Below are 14,214 nucleotides of genomic sequence, written 5' to 3'. Positions count from 1 at the left end.
TACGGACGGCCCCGGCGCCGGACGCGGCGGGGCCCGCCACCGATCCTCCGGTGACGGGCCCCGCCGTGTGGCGATCCGCTGTGGCGCGCGCCGCGCGCCGTGCTCAGTGGTTGAGCTGCTTCGGCTCCCGGCCGTTCTCGACCTCGCCGTGCTCCTCGTCGTGGCCGTGCTCCTCGATCGGGATGTCGTCGAAGGTCCAGGCCCGGTTGAGCCGGGACCGGACGTGCCCGAGCGGTCCCTTGCTGCCCGGCGCGGGCACGCCGTTGGCGTCCACCGCGGGCGGCTCGGGCCGGCTGTTCTCCTTGCTGAGGATGACGGTCCGCTCCTGCTCGCGGGCGGGCTCGTGCCGCTCGCTGTACTCGCCGTCCGGCGACATCACGATCACGCCGCTCTCCACGCCGTGCCCGATGATGCCGGCGTCCTTGCGCTGGAGCCCCAGGCAGATCCGCTTGGTGATGATGTAGGCGAGCACCGGGCCGACGAACACCGCGACGCGGAAGAACCACGTCGTGGCGAACAGCGACACGTGGAACCGCTCGGCCAGCACGTCGTTGGCGCCGGCCACCCACAGGATCCCGTAGAACGCCACGGCGGCCATGCCGACGCTGGTGCGGACCGGGGCGTTGCGCGGACGGTCGTTGACGTGGTGCAGCCGCTTGTCGCCGGTCACCCACTGCTCGATGAACGGCCACACCGCGGCACCGGTGAAGATGATGCCGAGCGGGCCGAGCGCCGGGATCAGCACGTTCAGGCTGAGCGTGTGGCCCCAGGCCGAGATCTCCCAGTTGGGCATGATCCGGAGGGAGCCCTCCAGGACGCCCATGTAGAAGTCGGGCTGGGACGCCGACGAGATCGCGCCCGGGTCGTAGGGCCCGAACAGCCAGATCGGGTTGATCTGCGCGAACGTGCCGAGCAGCGCCAGCACGCCGAAGGTGAACAGGAAGTAGGCGCCCGTCTTGGCCATGAAGACCGGGTAGAAGGGGTAGCCCTGGACCTGCGTCTCGGTCTGCTTCTTCACCGGCATCGCGGTGTGCTTCTGGTGCCACATGATCATCATGTGCGCGGTGATCATGCCCAGCAGCACGCCCGGGATCAGCAGGATGTGCAGCGTGAACAGGCGCGGCACGATGTCCTGGCCGGGGAACTCCCCGCCGAACAGGAACATGTAGATGTAGGAGCCCACCAGCGGGATCGACTCGGCCACACCCTGGGTGATCCGCAGCCCGGTGCCGGACAGCAGGTCGTCGGGCAGCGAGTACCCGAACAGCCCCTCCAGCATGCCCATGGTGAACATGCCGACGCCGATGAGCCAGTTCAGCTCACGCGGCTTGCGGTAGGCGCCGGTGAAGAACACCCGCAGCATGTGCGCCATGATCGAGGCCATGAACAGGATCGCGGCCCAGTGGTGGATCTGCCGCATCAGCAGGCCGCCGCGCACATCGAAGCTGATGTTCAGCGTGGAGGCGTAGGCCTCCGACATCTTGACGCCGTTCAGCTTGGTGTACGACCCGTCGTACACCACCTCGATCATGCTGGGCTTGAACCAGAGCGTCAGGAACGTCCCGGTCAGCAGCAGGATGATGAAGGAGTACAGGGCGATCTCGCCCAGCATGAACGACCAGTGGTCCGGAAAGACCTTCTTCATGTTCCGCTTGAAGAAGGTGGTGGAGCCCAGCCGGTCGTCCAGGAACGTCAGTGGTCCCTCGACCGCCTTCGGGGCGGTTGCCGCCTCGCTCATCCCCGCTCCCAGAAGCTCGGGCCGATCGGCTCGTGGTAGTCACTCGTCGCGACGAGGTAACCGTCCTCCACGGCCAGTGGCAACTGCGGCAGCGGACGGGCCGCCGGCCCGAACACGACCTTGGCCGCGTCGGTGGCGTCGAACGTCGACTGGTGGCACGGGCACAGGATGTGGTGCGTGGTCTGCTCGTACAGGGCCGCCGGGCAGCCCACGTGCGTGCAGATCTTGGAGTACGCCACGATCCCGCCGACGTGCCAGTTCTCCCGCCCCTTGGCGGGCTTGAACTGGTCCGCCGGAACGTTGATCAGGATGGTCACCGCCTTGGCGACCTGGGTGAGCACCTTCTCCTCGGGCAGATCGTGCTCGATGCCCTCGGGCAGCACAGTGATCATCCCACCCGGCGAGGAGAAGTCGCTGACCCTCAGCGGCCTGTCGGTGCCGTCCACCACCAGGCGGACGCCCTTCTTGCCCTGAGACTGGGCCTTCTTGACCGCATCGCCCCAGAACGTGTGGCGCAGCCGCGTCCCCGGCTTCGGGCCGAGGTCGCGCAGCAGCACCAGCGGGGCCAGGCCGAGCGGCGCGGCGGCCAGCAACAGCGTGCGGCGCAGCAGCGGGCGCTTGGTGATCCCGCTGTCGGCGGCGCCCTCCATGAAGTCCGCGGCGAAGGACGCCCGGGTCTCCTCGGTGGCCCGCGGGGCGTGCCGCTCCTGGATGATCGGCTTGCTGGTCATCAGCCGCCGCACCCAGATGGTGACGCCGACCGCCATGGCCAGGAACGCCAGCGTCATCATGCCGCCGAGCCACAGGTTGGACTCGCGGGTCCGGTGGATGCCGTGCATCCCGCCGTCCCGGCCGCTCCAGCCGATGTAGTAGGCGATGAACGCCACGCTGGCGGCGAAGGCGATGAGGAAGAACACCGCGACGACCCGTTCGGCCCGCTTGGCCGACGCCTCGTCCAGCTCCTCGGCCGCGGCGCCCTCGGCCGGCGCGGCCCCGCCCGGCAGCAGCGACTTCTCCGCCGCCGGCGAGGGCGTGCCGATCACGCGTTCCGGCGTGCCGCCGTCCTCGCGGGGCTCGTGCGAGCCCGTGTCCTTGTTGTCGTCGCTCATGACTTCTTCAGCTTCTTCGGCTTCTTCGCAGTGATCCAGGTCGCCGCCAGCACCAGCAGGCCGATGCCGATCAGCCATCCGACCAGGCCCTCCGACACCGGGCCGATGCGGCCCAGGCCGTTGCCGCCCGGGTTGGGCTCCTCACGCGTCTGGACCACGTAGGCGATGATCGCCTGCTTGTCCTGCTGGGTGAGGGTGGTGTCGTTGAACACCGGCATCGCCTGCGGGCCGGTCAGCATGGCCTCGTAGATCTGGGTGGGCGTGACGTCGCTCTTGTCGAGCGGCGGGGCGTACTTGCCGCCGGTCAGCGCGCCGCCCGAGCCGACGAAGCTGTGGCACTGCGCGCAGTTGGTGCGGAACAGCTTGCCGCCGACGGCCACGTCGCCCTTGGACGGGTCGGTGGCCGCCGCGGACGGCACCTCCGGCCCGCCGCCCAGCGAGGTGACGAAGGCGCGCAGGTCGGCCAGGTTCTTCTCCGCCTGGGCCTTCTGCTTCTCGGCCGCCTCCCGCTTCTCCGGCTCGGCGTAGTCGGTCTTGAGCTCGGTGTCGAAGGCCGGGATCGGCTTCTTGCGCGGCATCTGCGCGCCCGGGTTCATCGCGGGCATGCGGCCCGTGCTGACCTGGAAGTCGACCGATGCGGCGCCCACCCCGAGCAGACTCGGTGCGATCGGCTTGCCCTTGGCGTCCTTGGTGCCCTCGGCGTTCAGCCCGTGGCAGCTCGCGCAGTTCTTGTTGAACAGCTCCTGGCCGTTCTTCAGATCCTGCGCGGCCTGGGCCGTGTTCTCCGCTTCGGCGCGGTCAGTCTGCGGCGAGAAGCCGGCGTAGATGACGCCGATCGCCGCCAGGGCCGCCAGCACGACGGCGTAGCCCGCCCAGGGGCGCCGTCGCCATGCGGTGATCCTTTTCACGGAAATCCCCGTTCGGGTCATGTCGTCAGGTAAGCGGGTGAGAAATCCTCTGGAGGCGAGCCTCCAGCCTCCGGGCCGGGCCCGGCGGGCGGATCACAGGTCGAGCAGGTAGATGGTCGCGAACAGGCCGATCCAGACCACGTCCACGAAATGCCAGTAGTACGACACGACGATCGCGCTCGTCGCCTGCTCATGGGTCCAGCGTTTCGCGGCGTAGGTGCGGCCCAGCACGAACAGGAAGGCGATCAGCCCGCCGATGACGTGCAGGCCGTGGAAGCCGGTGGTCAGGTAGAAGACCGAGCCGTACGCGGCCGAGGAGAGCGTGAGGCCCTCCTCCTGGACCAGCGAGAAGTACTCGTAGCCCTGGCCGAGGACGAAGTAGAGGCCCATGAGGAACGACAGCACGTACCACTCGCGCAGTCCCCACCGCCGGAAGTCGAGCAGCCCGCCGTCCCGGCCGACCTTGCCGGCCTCGGCCTTGAACACGCCCAGCTGGCAGGTCACCGAGGACAGGACCAGGACGGTGGTGTTCACGGCGGAGAGCGGGACGTTGAGGGCGGCGCCCGGCCAGGAGTCGTGCCCGTGCTGGCCGATCGTCACCGAGCGGATCGTGAAGTACATCGCGAACAGGGCCGCGAAGAACATCAGCTCGGACGACAGCCAGACGATCGTCCCCACACTGACGAGATTGGGACGGTTCGCCCGAACGTGAGGTGGAGGTGTTGTCTCTATCGCGGATGCTGTTGCCACGGGCAGCATTATTACGTCACTGGTTCACTCACCGACGCATGACCCCCCTTCTGGAGTTCCCGAGCGTGTCCCGGGAACGCCTCTGGAGGCACTCCAGGTAACACTGGATCGCCTGCGGACCAGGGGTTCCAGCACGTTCGGCGGGCATTTTCCGGATCGGCCCGCCGCGCGACACCCCCGGGGCACGGTTCGGACACGGTCCGGACACGCCCGCGCGAGCCGCTCGCACCCGGTCCTTACCGCGTCTCGTGCGCGGGGTCCCGACCGGGTAGCCTTCTCTGCCATGAGCAGCACCACCCCGGACAGCCCGATGAAGGTTCTCGTCTACAGCGACGACGCGAACACTCGCGCCCAGATCCGGCTCGCGATCGGGCGCCGGCCCGCCGCCGACCTCCCCCCGGTCGAGTACGTCGAGGTCGCCACCCAGGCCGCGGTGGTGGAGCGGCTCGACGCGGGCGGCATCGAGGTCGCCGTCGTCGACGGCGAGGCCCAGCCCGCCGGCGGGCTCGGCGTCTGCCGCCAGGCCAAGGACGAAGTCTTCGACTGCCCGCCGATGCTGGCGATCATCGCCCGCCGCGACGACGGCTGGCTGGCCACCTGGTCCCGCGCCGACGCCGTGGTGAGCCTGCCGCTCGACCCGATGGCCGTGGCCACCGCGGTCGCCGGGCTGATGCGCTGGCGCACGGAGAACCGCCTTCCGGCCCTCTAGACCTGCTCGCCGGGGGCGCGGGGTGGGCCCCCGTCCGAGGGCCCCGGCCGAACCGGCCCCGCCGTCCCCGAGGACCCACCTCACCCTGGGGGACACATGGATGCCCGAACGACCTGGCCCGCCCTGCTCAACGCCCTGCTCGGCGGCGAGTCGCTGTCCAGCACCGACACCGCCTGGGCGATGAACCGGATCATGACGGGCGAGGCCACCGACGTGCAGATCGCGGGCTTCGCCGTGGCCATGCGCGCCAAGGGCGAGACCGTCGCCGAGATGGCCGGGCTCGCCGGCGGGATGATGGACAACGCCACCCCGATCGAGGTCACCGGCCGGATCGCCGACCTGGTCGGCACCGGCGGCGACCAGGCGCACACCGTCAACATCTCCACGATGGCCGCGGTGGTCGGCGCCGCCGCCGGCGTCAAGGTGGTCAAGCACGGCAACCGCGCCGCGTCGTCCTCGTGCGGCGCCGCCGACCTGCTGGAGGGCCTCGGCGTCGCGATCGACCTGCCGCCCGAGCGCACCGCGCGGGTCGCCGAGGAGACCGGCATCACCTTCTGCTTCGCGCCGCTGTTCCACCCGGCGCTGCGGTACGCGGCCACGACGCGCAGCGAGCTCGGCACCCCCACGGTGTTCAACTTCCTCGGCCCGCTGACCAACCCGGCCCGGCCCGCCGCCCAGGCGGTGGGGGTGTTCCACCCGAGGATGGCCGGGATCATCGCGGGCGTGTTCGCCGAGCGGGGCTGCTCGTCCCTGGTGTTCCGCGGCGACGACGGCCTGGACGAGCTGACCACCACCGGCACGTCCACCGTGTGGGTGGTCCGCGACGGCACCTCGACCGAGACCGCGTTCGACCCGTCCGATCTGGGCATCCCGCCGGCCAAGCCGGAGGACCTGCGCGGCGCCGACGCCGCCTTCAACGGCCGGGTGGCACGCGAGGTCTTCGCCGGGCGGCCCGGCCCCGTGCGCGACATGGTGCTGCTGAACGCCGCCGCGCTCATCACCGCCTACGACGGCACGCCGCCCGTCGGCGAGCTGACCGCCGCGCTGGGCGCCGCGTACGCGCGGGCGGCCGAGGCGGTCGACTCCGGCGCCGCGGAGGCGCTGCTCGCCCGCTGGATCGAGGTGTCGCAGGCGCTCAGGCCGTGAGGGAGTCGAGCCGCTCGGTAACGCGCCGCAGCACCGAGCGCTCGTCCCGCCCGTCCCGGCGCCGCTCCACCGGCCCAGCCTGCGACATTTCGGACGAATGCGTCATTGGACCTGGTACCGGACGTCCGGCCGGGCGATGCTCGGATCGTGGACGATCTCTATGAATCCGCCTGGCTGTGCGGAGGGCCGGGCCGGGTGGCGCTGGTCGCGCTGGTCGCGCTGAGCCGGGACGGCCGGATCACGATCTCTTCGGAACGGCACCGCGTGGACGCCGTCCGGCGCAAGCCCGGCGACCCCGTGGAGCGGGCGGCCCTCGGGGCGATCCCGCACACCGGTCTCCTGCTGGGCCCCGCCCTGCAGAGACCGGCGGTCAGTACATGGCCTCGGACACCGACGACTCCTCCGGCGGCCTCTGAGCCCTCCCGGCCCAGCGGGGCGACGGCCGGTGGCCTCGGGCCTCGGGCCTCGGGCTCGGAACGGCTCAGCCGGCGTCGGGGAGGCCGAGCGAGAACGCGACCTCCAGATCGTGCTGGGAGTAGGTGCGGAAGGCGATGTGGGTCTCGGTGTCGACGATGCCGGGGATCTTGTTGATGCGGCCCGGGATCACGTCGTTGAGCTCCTCGTGCCGGCGGACCCGGATCATCGCCATCAGGTCGTGCGCGCCGGTGATGGAGTAGACCTCGCTGACCCCGTCGAGGGCGGCGATCGTCTCGGCCACCTCGTGGATGCTCGCGACATCCGCCTTGACGAACACGATCGCGGTGACCACAGCGTCCTCCCGAAGATAGATCACCTCAGACTCTACCCAGGGCCGCCCGCGCCCTCAGCCGCGGCTGAGGGCCACGGCCCCGCGCACCGGACCCGCCCGCCGCGCCAGCAGCGCGAACAGCATGCCGGCGGCGAAGCCGTAGATGTGGGCGGTGTAGGCGACGTTGCTCTCGTCGTCGCCCAGGGAGAGCCACTGGAGGACGAACCAGTAGCCCAGCACCACCCAGACCGGCAGCCGGACCACGATCACCGGCGGGACGAAGCTGACGATCCGGCCGCGGGGGTTGAGCACCAGGCAGGCGCCCATCACGCCGGCGATCGCCCCGGACGCGCCGAGCAGCGGCACCTCCGAGCCGGGCGAGGTGTAGGCGAACCCGTACACCGCGACCAGCCCGAACAGCAGGTAGCTGAGCAGGAAGCGCCAGCGTCCGAGCCGGTCCTCGACCCCCATGCCGACCACGAACAGCGCCACCAGGTTGCCCAGCAGGTGCAGGGCGCCCGAGTGCAGGAACATCGAGGTGAACGCCGACGTCCAGGGTGCCTTGTGGAAGGCCGCGGGGCCGCACTCGCCGGCGATCTCGGCGGGCAGCGGCTGCTGCTCGGCGCTGGTGAGCTCCTTCGGCACCGCGCCGTACTGGTAGGTGAAGTGGGCCGTCCTGCACTCGCGGGCCCCGCTGCCGCCGTACCAGGTCGCGAAGCTGGACATCGGGGTGAGCAGGAAGACCACGACGTTGGCCGCCACCAGCAGGTAGGTGATCCATGGCACCCGCCGCGTGGGCTGGCTGTCATAGAGGGGCAGGGCCATGAAGGAGGGGTCCTCACCGATTCGCCGGATTTATCCCGATCACCTTAGTGGCCGAGCCGCTCCCTGATCTCCCGGATCGGGTGCCACGTAGGCGTTGTCGATGCGGCGGCGCAGCCCCTCGGCGCCGTGGGCGGGGCAGCTCCAGACGCCGTCGACCTCGACCAGCCGCACGCCCGGCGCGTCGAGCCAGCGGAGCACGCACTCCATCTCCTCGGCGGTGGCGCCCCCGGCCGGGCCGGGACCGGGCGGCACGCCGCCCGGTGCTCCCCCGGCGGGCGCGAAGACGGTCTCGGCGGTGGCGATGAGCGCGTCGACGTAGGGACGGGGGTGCGCGTGCGGCGGGATCGTCCCGGCCGCGGCGAGCCTGCCGAACCGCACCACCGACAGCTCCCAGCCGCCGTCGAACGCGGGCCTGGCCGCGACGAGCTGGGAGCAGCCGGCCAGCGCGGCGAGCCGCTGCCCGCGCGCCGCGGCGCGGACGAACGCGGCCAGCCGGTCGCGTTCGGCGGCGGCCTCCTCGTAGCGCAGCTCGGACACGAGCCGGTCGATGCGGGCCTGCGCCGCCGCCACGACCGGCCGCACGTCGCCGCGCATGACCGACCGGGCGGCGGCCGTGTGCAGCGCGTACGCCTCTTCGGGCTCGCGGCCGTCGCAGGGCGCGCCGCACCGGCCGAGATCGGCGAGCGCGCAGGCACGGGCCCGGCCGCGCTCGATCAGCCGGAGCGTGAGCCGCTGGGTGCACTGCCGCAGCGGGACGGCCTCGTGCAGCGCCGCGCGGGCGTCCTCGGCCTGCTGCCGGGACGACATCGGCCCGAGGTACACCGCGCCGTCGTCGCGGCACTCGCGCACGATGGACAGCCGCGGGAACGGCTCGACGGTGAGCTTCATCCAGATGGCCCGCTCGGGGAACTTCGAGCGCCGGTTGTAGCGCGGCTTGTACGCGGCGATCAGGCGCAGCTCGCGGACCTCGGCCTCGAGCCCGGTGGCGCACACGATGGTGCGGACGCGCTCGGCCAGGCCGACCATCTCACGGACCCGCCGGCGGGTCTCCGAGCCGGTGAAGTAGGCGCGCACCCGGGACCGCAGGTCGCCGCTCTTGCCGACGTAGAGCGCCTCGCCGCCGGGATCCTCGAACAGGTAGACGCCGGGGGCGCTCGGCACGTCGTCGGCGAGGTGCCGCTTGCGGCGCTGCTCGGGCGTGGGCGCCTTGGCGAACCCGCGCAGCTCCTCGAGCGTGGTGACGCCGAACGAGCCGATGCGCTCGATCAGGCCGTGCAGCACGTCGACGGTGGCGCGGGCGTCGGCGAGCGCCCGGTGCGTCGGCTCGGTGGCGGCGCGGAAGAACCGGGCCAGCGTGCCCAGTTTGCAGTTGGGGACCTCGTCCCTGCCCAGCACCCGGCGTGCCAGGTCGACGGTGTCGACGATGGGGAAGGCGGGCCAGGCGTAGCCGCTCGCCGCGCAGGCGGCCTTGAGGAAGCCGATGTCGAACGGGGCGTTGTGCGCGACGAGCACGCTGCCGCGGGCGAACTCCAGGAACGCCGGCAGCACCGCTTCCATCCGGGGCGCGGCCGTCACCATGGTCTGGGTGATGCCGGTGAGCGCGGTGATGAACGGCGGGATCGGGCCGCCCGGGTCGACGAGCGTGCCGAAGTGGCCGAGCTCGGCGCCGCCGCGCACCTTGACCGCGCCGATCTCGGTGATGGCCGACTCGGCCGGGGAGCCGCCGGTGGTCTCCAGGTCGACGACCACGAAGGTGACGCCGGCGAGCGGCGTGCCGAGATCGTCGAGGGTCCCCTGGACGCCGTGTGCAGCGGTCATGCCGTGACCGTAGAGCACCCCACCGACAGAGTGCCGCCCCGCTAGGGTGGTCGCGGCGCCGGGGCGTCCCATCGGGCCGGGCCGCCGGGGACGTCCCGTCGGGAGCGCGGCGCTCTCCCGGCCGATCGCGCGTCATGCCCGGCACCGCCCCGCCGGTCATCGCGCGTTCACACTGGTTAAGGTGCGTGCCACTCGGGAAGAGACGACGCACCGGCAGCGGCCTTGGGAGGAGCGGATCATCGACAGCGGCCCGGAAGAGGCGGAGCGACCGTCCCGCCCCCTGCCCGAGGCGGTCCGCCAGGGTGTGGTGGAGGCCGCCGCCGAGCTGATCGGCGCGCTTCCGCACGACGAGGTCCCGGCGCCACTGCGCCCGTTCGCCCGGTTCGAGCGGCGCAAGCGCGCCAAGCTCGCCGGGCATCCGATCGCGGCGCTGCTGGAGAAGGACGACGCGTTCCGGCTGCGGGCCGCCGGGCCGCTGCGCGAGGCGCAGCCCGAGCTGGTGGAGGCGGTCGAGTCCCGCGACGTCCCGCCGGCGGCCGATCCGGTCACGGTCGCGGTCATCGCCTACCTGCTTCGGCCGCGGGGCTGGACGGGGCTGGTCGAGGCGGCCCGCGAGGAGCTGGAGCGGTCCGCGAGCGCCTCCGAGGAGGAGGCCGCCGAACGCCGCATCGCCGAGCTGCGCGACGAGGTGGCCGCCGCCCGCGCCGCGCGCGCGGGCGAGCTGGAGAAGCTGCGCGGCGAGCTGCGCGACAGCAAGGCCGAGGTGTCCGAGCTGCGCCGCAAGCTGCACGAGGCCCGGACGAAGGCCAAGTCCGCCCAGGACCGGGCCGAGTCGCTGGCCGTCGACACCGCGCGGGACCTGGCCGCGGCCCGCGACTCGACCGCCGCGGCCGACAAGGAGATGCGCCGGCTGCGGGGCCGGCTCGGGCAGGCCGAGGCGGCGGCCGAGGCCGCCCGGCGAGCCTCCCGGGAGGGCCGCAACGTCGACGACGTCCGGCTGCGGATGCTGCTCGACACCCTGGTGGACGCCGCGCAGGGCGTCCGGCGCGAGCTGGCCCTGCCGTCCACGATCGCCCGGCCGGCCGACGCGGTCGGCGCGGTCGAGCCCGGCAAGCAGGCGCACCGCGCGCTGCCGGGCCGGGCACTGTCCGACAACGACCCGCAGCTCCTGGAGCGGCTGCTGACGCTGCCGCAGGTGCATCTGGTGATCGACGGCTACAACGTCACCAAGACCGGCTACGGCGAGCTGCCGCTGGCCGACCAGCGCACCCGGCTGCTGTCGGGCCTCGGCGGGCTGGCCGCGCAGACCAGGGCCGAGGTCACCTGCGTGTTCGACGGCGCCGAGCTGGACACCCCGGTCGCGATCGCGGCGCCGCGCGGCGTGCGGGTGCTGTTCAGCCATCCCGGGCAGACCGCCGACGAGCTGATCGGGGAGCTGGTGCGGGCCGAGCCGCCCGGCCGGGCCGTGGTGGTGGTCTCCGCCGACCGTGAGGTCGCCGACGCGGCCCGGCGGGCCGGGGCCAGGCCCGCGCCCTCCACGCTGCTGCTGCGCCGGCTGGGACGTTCCTAGGACCTTTAGCGGGCTTGTCCTGGGCTTCCACCCGTCCGCGGGCCCGGCGCCGCCCCCGTCCGCCGCCGGCTCCGGGGGCCGGATCGCCGCACTTCGTGATCTTGTCCTCACGCAAAGTGGGTATTCAGCCGAGAACCAGTGCAAGAGTGACGAACCAGTTGTGACCGGTGTGGCCCCTCGCTAATGTCACCGCTGACGTCTTGGATGAGAGGGGCGATGTACACCGTGGCCAATGATTACCCCGTGGCCTCTGCGCGCTCGCGAGGCCGACGGGGCGTTCTCGTGGGACGCGGCACCTCCCGGCGGCTGGCGGCGACCGCCTGCCTGACCGTGGCGGTCTCCATCACCGCCCCCGCGGTGACGGCGCACGCGGCGCCGAAGCCGAGCGCGAGTGAGGTCCGCAAGAAGCTCACCAAGCTCAACGAGCAGGTCGACCAGCTGGTGGAAAAGTACAACCAGGTCGACGAGCAGTTCAAGGTCGCCAAGAAGAAGCTCAAGGCGGCCAAGAAGGCGGGCGCGGCCGAGCGGAAGAGCTTCGACGAGCAGCGCCGCAAGATCGCCGCGATGGCGGCCACCGCCTACAAGGCCGGCGACTCGGGCGACCTGCCCGGCTTCATCGGCAGCGAGAACCCGCAGGCGGTGCTGGACCAGACCGCGGTCCTCACCCAGCTCTCACAGAACCGCAGCTCCGAGCTGACCCAGTTCCTGGCCGCCACCCAGCGGCTGCGCCGTGAAGAGGCGCAGGCGCAGGCGACCTACAACGAGGTCGCGGGCAAGGCCAAGGAACTCAAGGCCCAGAAGGCCAAGGTCGACAAGTCGGTCAACGCACAGAAGAAGATGCTGGCCAAGCTGGGCCAGTCGACCGGCTCGACCGGTGGCGGCGGCGGCGGTGGCACCGGCGGCTCTTACACCGGCCCGGCCAGCGGCTCGGCGCGCACGGCGCTCAACTTCGCCTACGCGCAGCTCGGCAAGCCCTACTCCTACGGGGCGACCGGTCCGAGCTCGTTCGACTGCTCCGGCCTCACCATGCGGGCCTGGGAGGCGGCGGGGGTCGGCATCACCCGCACCACCAACTCGCAGTTCGCCGCCACCAAGCGCGTCGACAAGAGCGCCCTCCAGCCCGGCGACCTGGTGTTCTTCAGCAGCCTCGGGCACGTCGGGATGTACGTCGGCGGCGGCAAGATGATCCACGCCCCGCGCACGGGCAAGAACGTCGAGATCGTCGACATCGGCTCGGGGTACTACGCGTCCAACTACTACGGTTCGGGACGCCCCTGACACTGCTTTTTTAGCGGCGCCGTCCGGGCCCGCCCGCCAGTCCCCTCGGGGGCCGGAGGGCGGGCCCGAGTCGTTTCCCGGACGGGCCCGGACCGCTTCCGGGGGCTCGCGCGAGCCCCTGAGCTGGCACTTGTCGGTTTTGCCGGGATTTGCCTTCTGAATACCTTTTGGTACTTTGGCACCTACTCGGGACGCCCGCCAGGCGCCCACCGCCCCGTCGGCGCCTCCCAGGCGCCGTCCCCACGGGGCCACACCCCCGCGGTGCGCACCACGTACCGCTCCCCGGACGGCACCGTCCAGGTGCCGCCTCCGTCTCTCCGGAGACCGGCCGGCCCGGCCGCATCGTGCGCACTCCCCCAGCGTGCATGGCGCTGAGAGCGCGCCACGACGGCCCCCAGGGCACCGGCCCGACGGCTCCACATCAGCGGAGCCGTCAACCCCGAACAGAACCAAGCCGCTCCTTCGCACACGGGACACCCGTCCTGTGCCGGGCCCCATCGCGCCCAAGGACCATAGCGGCAACGCCGAGTCCGCCATCGCGCGGAGCCGGGGACCCACATCGCCGCGTTCAGCCCCCTGAACCGGCTCCCCGGGGTGAATCGGCGCGCCCCTCCCTCCGGAACCCCCGGTGGGCGACGGCACGCCGTAGGGCGGCTTCCACGCCCGAACCCGTCAGCTAACCCGGTAGGCGTCTGGAAGAAGGAGAACCCCTGTCCAGCAACGCTGTCAGCAGCATGTCCCGCCGTGCCCGGATATCGGGCGGCCTCGTGGCCGCAACGGTGGTGACCACTCCCCTCATCGCGGCCGTCCAGGCGGCGCCGGCCGAGGCCGCCGCCAAGCCCGTACCGGTCGCCAAGGTCGTCAAGCAGGCCAAGCACAAGTCCTGGGCCGAACGGCAGAAGCTCGCCAAGCGCGCCCTCGCCTACGCCCAGAAGAAGAAGGGCAAGCCCTACCGCTACGGCGCGGCGGGCCCGAACGCCTTCGACTGCTCGGGCCTGGTCCAGTGGTCGTACAAGAAGGCCGGGGTCACTCTGCCCCGCGTCACCACCGCCCAGTACAAGGCCGTGAAGAACAAGGTCTCCTGGAACAAGCTCGCCCCCGGCGACCTGGTGTTCTTCAACGGCAAGGGCCATGTCGGCATGGTCACCAAGCACGTCGGCAAGAAGGTCTACATGATCCACGCTCCCAACAGCGGGAGCCAGGTCAAGGTGGTCAAGCTCAACGACTACCGCAAGAAGACCTTCGCCGGCGCCGTCCGTCCCTACTGACGGGCGGCTGAGCCCGACCACGGACGTGGTCGCCCAGTCCCCTGCTCCTCCATCCTGGGGACTCCCCATCCCCTGAGGAGTCCCGCGCCCCGTCCCGCTCCACCGCGGACGCCGTGCGCGGGGGGCGGCCACGTCCCTTCCCCCCTGGGGAATCCGACAGTTCACATCCGGAGCGCCCTCACAGGGCGCCCCACCGCCGAGTGCGCCCGGTGCCAGTACGGCACCGCGGCACAGCCGGGGACCCATCGTTCCCTGGGGTGAATCGGCCTCTTCACAGGCCGTAGGGCAGCTTCCACGCCCGAACCCGTCAGCTAACCCGGTAGGCGGTATGGAAGCCAAGGAGATAC

At 71.8% G+C, this 14,214-nt stretch carries 13 protein-coding genes and 2 riboswitches; of the genes, 6 read left to right on the top strand and 7 right to left on the bottom strand.

Annotated features, from left to right (window positions below; genetic code table 11):
- Positions 1–103: 103 nt before the first annotated feature.
- The 4 genes from qcrB to ctaE form a co-directional block, all read right to left on the bottom strand.
- On the bottom strand, positions 104–1,738 hold the full coding sequence (gene qcrB / locus OHA34_RS35440; RefSeq protein ID WP_285936940.1) for a cytochrome bc1 complex cytochrome b subunit: 1,635 nt from the start codon (positions 1,736–1,738) through the stop codon (positions 104–106).
- The gene (qcrA, locus tag OHA34_RS35435) at positions 1,735–2,847 is read right to left on the bottom strand and encodes a cytochrome bc1 complex Rieske iron-sulfur subunit (protein WP_285936941.1); all 1,113 of its coding nucleotides are present in this window, start codon (positions 2,845–2,847) and stop codon (positions 1,735–1,737) included. The genes qcrB and qcrA overlap by 4 nt, the downstream gene beginning before the upstream one ends.
- Positions 2,844–3,755: a cytochrome bc1 complex diheme cytochrome c subunit gene (gene qcrC / locus OHA34_RS35430; protein WP_285936942.1), complete on the bottom strand. Its 912-nt coding sequence runs from the start codon at positions 3,753–3,755 to the stop codon at positions 2,844–2,846. The genes qcrA and qcrC overlap by 4 nt, the downstream gene beginning before the upstream one ends.
- 93 nt (positions 3,756–3,848) lie before the next feature.
- Positions 3,849–4,514, bottom strand: a complete 666-nt coding sequence (gene ctaE / locus OHA34_RS35425; RefSeq protein WP_329520073.1) for an aa3-type cytochrome oxidase subunit III — start codon at positions 4,512–4,514, stop codon at positions 3,849–3,851.
- Positions 4,515–4,788: 274 nt separating this feature from the next.
- Between ctaE and OHA34_RS35420 the strand changes: the two genes are divergently transcribed.
- From OHA34_RS35420 to OHA34_RS38605, 3 genes are all read left to right on the top strand, one after another.
- On the top strand, positions 4,789–5,214 hold the full coding sequence (locus tag OHA34_RS35420; RefSeq protein WP_285936944.1) for a hypothetical protein: 426 nt from the start codon (positions 4,789–4,791) through the stop codon (positions 5,212–5,214).
- A gap of 96 nt (positions 5,215–5,310) precedes the next feature.
- Entirely contained in the window at positions 5,311–6,360 is a 1,050-nt protein-coding gene (gene trpD, locus OHA34_RS35415) for an anthranilate phosphoribosyltransferase (protein WP_329520072.1), read from the top strand.
- A 105-nt stretch (positions 6,361–6,465) separates the two neighbouring features.
- Positions 6,466–6,951, top strand: a complete 486-nt coding sequence (locus tag OHA34_RS38605; protein ID WP_443029605.1) for a TIGR04222 domain-containing membrane protein — start codon at positions 6,466–6,468, stop codon at positions 6,949–6,951.
- Here the strand turns inward: OHA34_RS38605 and OHA34_RS35410 are convergent.
- From OHA34_RS35410 to OHA34_RS35400, 3 genes are read right to left on the bottom strand one after another with little or no spacing between them, the layout of a single operon-like run.
- Positions 6,842–7,129: an Lrp/AsnC family transcriptional regulator gene (locus OHA34_RS35410; protein WP_285938557.1), complete on the bottom strand. Its 288-nt coding sequence runs from the start codon at positions 7,127–7,129 to the stop codon at positions 6,842–6,844. The two genes, OHA34_RS38605 and OHA34_RS35410, sit on opposite strands and share 110 nt — an antisense overlap.
- A gap of 54 nt (positions 7,130–7,183) precedes the next feature.
- Entirely contained in the window at positions 7,184–7,933 is a 750-nt protein-coding gene (locus tag OHA34_RS35405) for a rhomboid family intramembrane serine protease (protein WP_285936946.1), read from the bottom strand.
- 39 nt (positions 7,934–7,972) lie between these two features.
- Positions 7,973–9,751, bottom strand: coding sequence for a DEDD exonuclease domain-containing protein (locus OHA34_RS35400; RefSeq protein WP_285936947.1), 1,779 nt, complete (start codon positions 9,749–9,751; stop codon positions 7,973–7,975).
- Positions 9,752–9,932: 181 nt separating this feature from the next.
- On the opposite strand from OHA34_RS35400, the gene OHA34_RS35395 reads away from it, so the two are divergent.
- The 3 genes from OHA34_RS35395 to OHA34_RS35385 all read left to right on the top strand — a co-directional run bounded on the left by OHA34_RS35395 (position 9,933) and on the right by OHA34_RS35385 (position 13,867).
- Positions 9,933–11,321: an NYN domain-containing protein gene (locus tag OHA34_RS35395; RefSeq protein ID WP_329520071.1), complete on the top strand. Its 1,389-nt coding sequence runs from the start codon at positions 9,933–9,935 to the stop codon at positions 11,319–11,321.
- Positions 11,322–11,603: 282 nt separating this feature from the next.
- On the top strand, positions 11,604–12,599 hold the full coding sequence (locus OHA34_RS35390; protein ID WP_285936949.1) for a C40 family peptidase: 996 nt from the start codon (positions 11,604–11,606) through the stop codon (positions 12,597–12,599).
- Positions 12,600–13,111: 512 nt separating this feature from the next.
- Positions 13,112–13,306: riboswitch (cyclic di-AMP (ydaO/yuaA leader) on the top strand.
- A gap of 60 nt (positions 13,307–13,366) precedes the next feature.
- Complete coding sequence (locus OHA34_RS35385; protein WP_285936950.1) at positions 13,367–13,867, top strand: C40 family peptidase; 501 nt, start codon at positions 13,367–13,369, stop codon at positions 13,865–13,867.
- Positions 13,868–14,060: 193 nt separating this feature from the next.
- Positions 14,061–14,208, top strand: a riboswitch (cyclic di-AMP (ydaO/yuaA leader).
- Positions 14,209–14,214 lie beyond the last annotated feature (6 nt).

Source organism: Spirillospora sp. NBC_01491, assembly GCF_036227065.1.
Taxonomy (GTDB): Bacteria; Actinomycetota; Actinomycetes; order Streptosporangiales; family Streptosporangiaceae; genus Spirillospora; species Spirillospora xylanilytica.
This window is presented reverse-complemented; position numbering and strand designations above follow the sequence as displayed.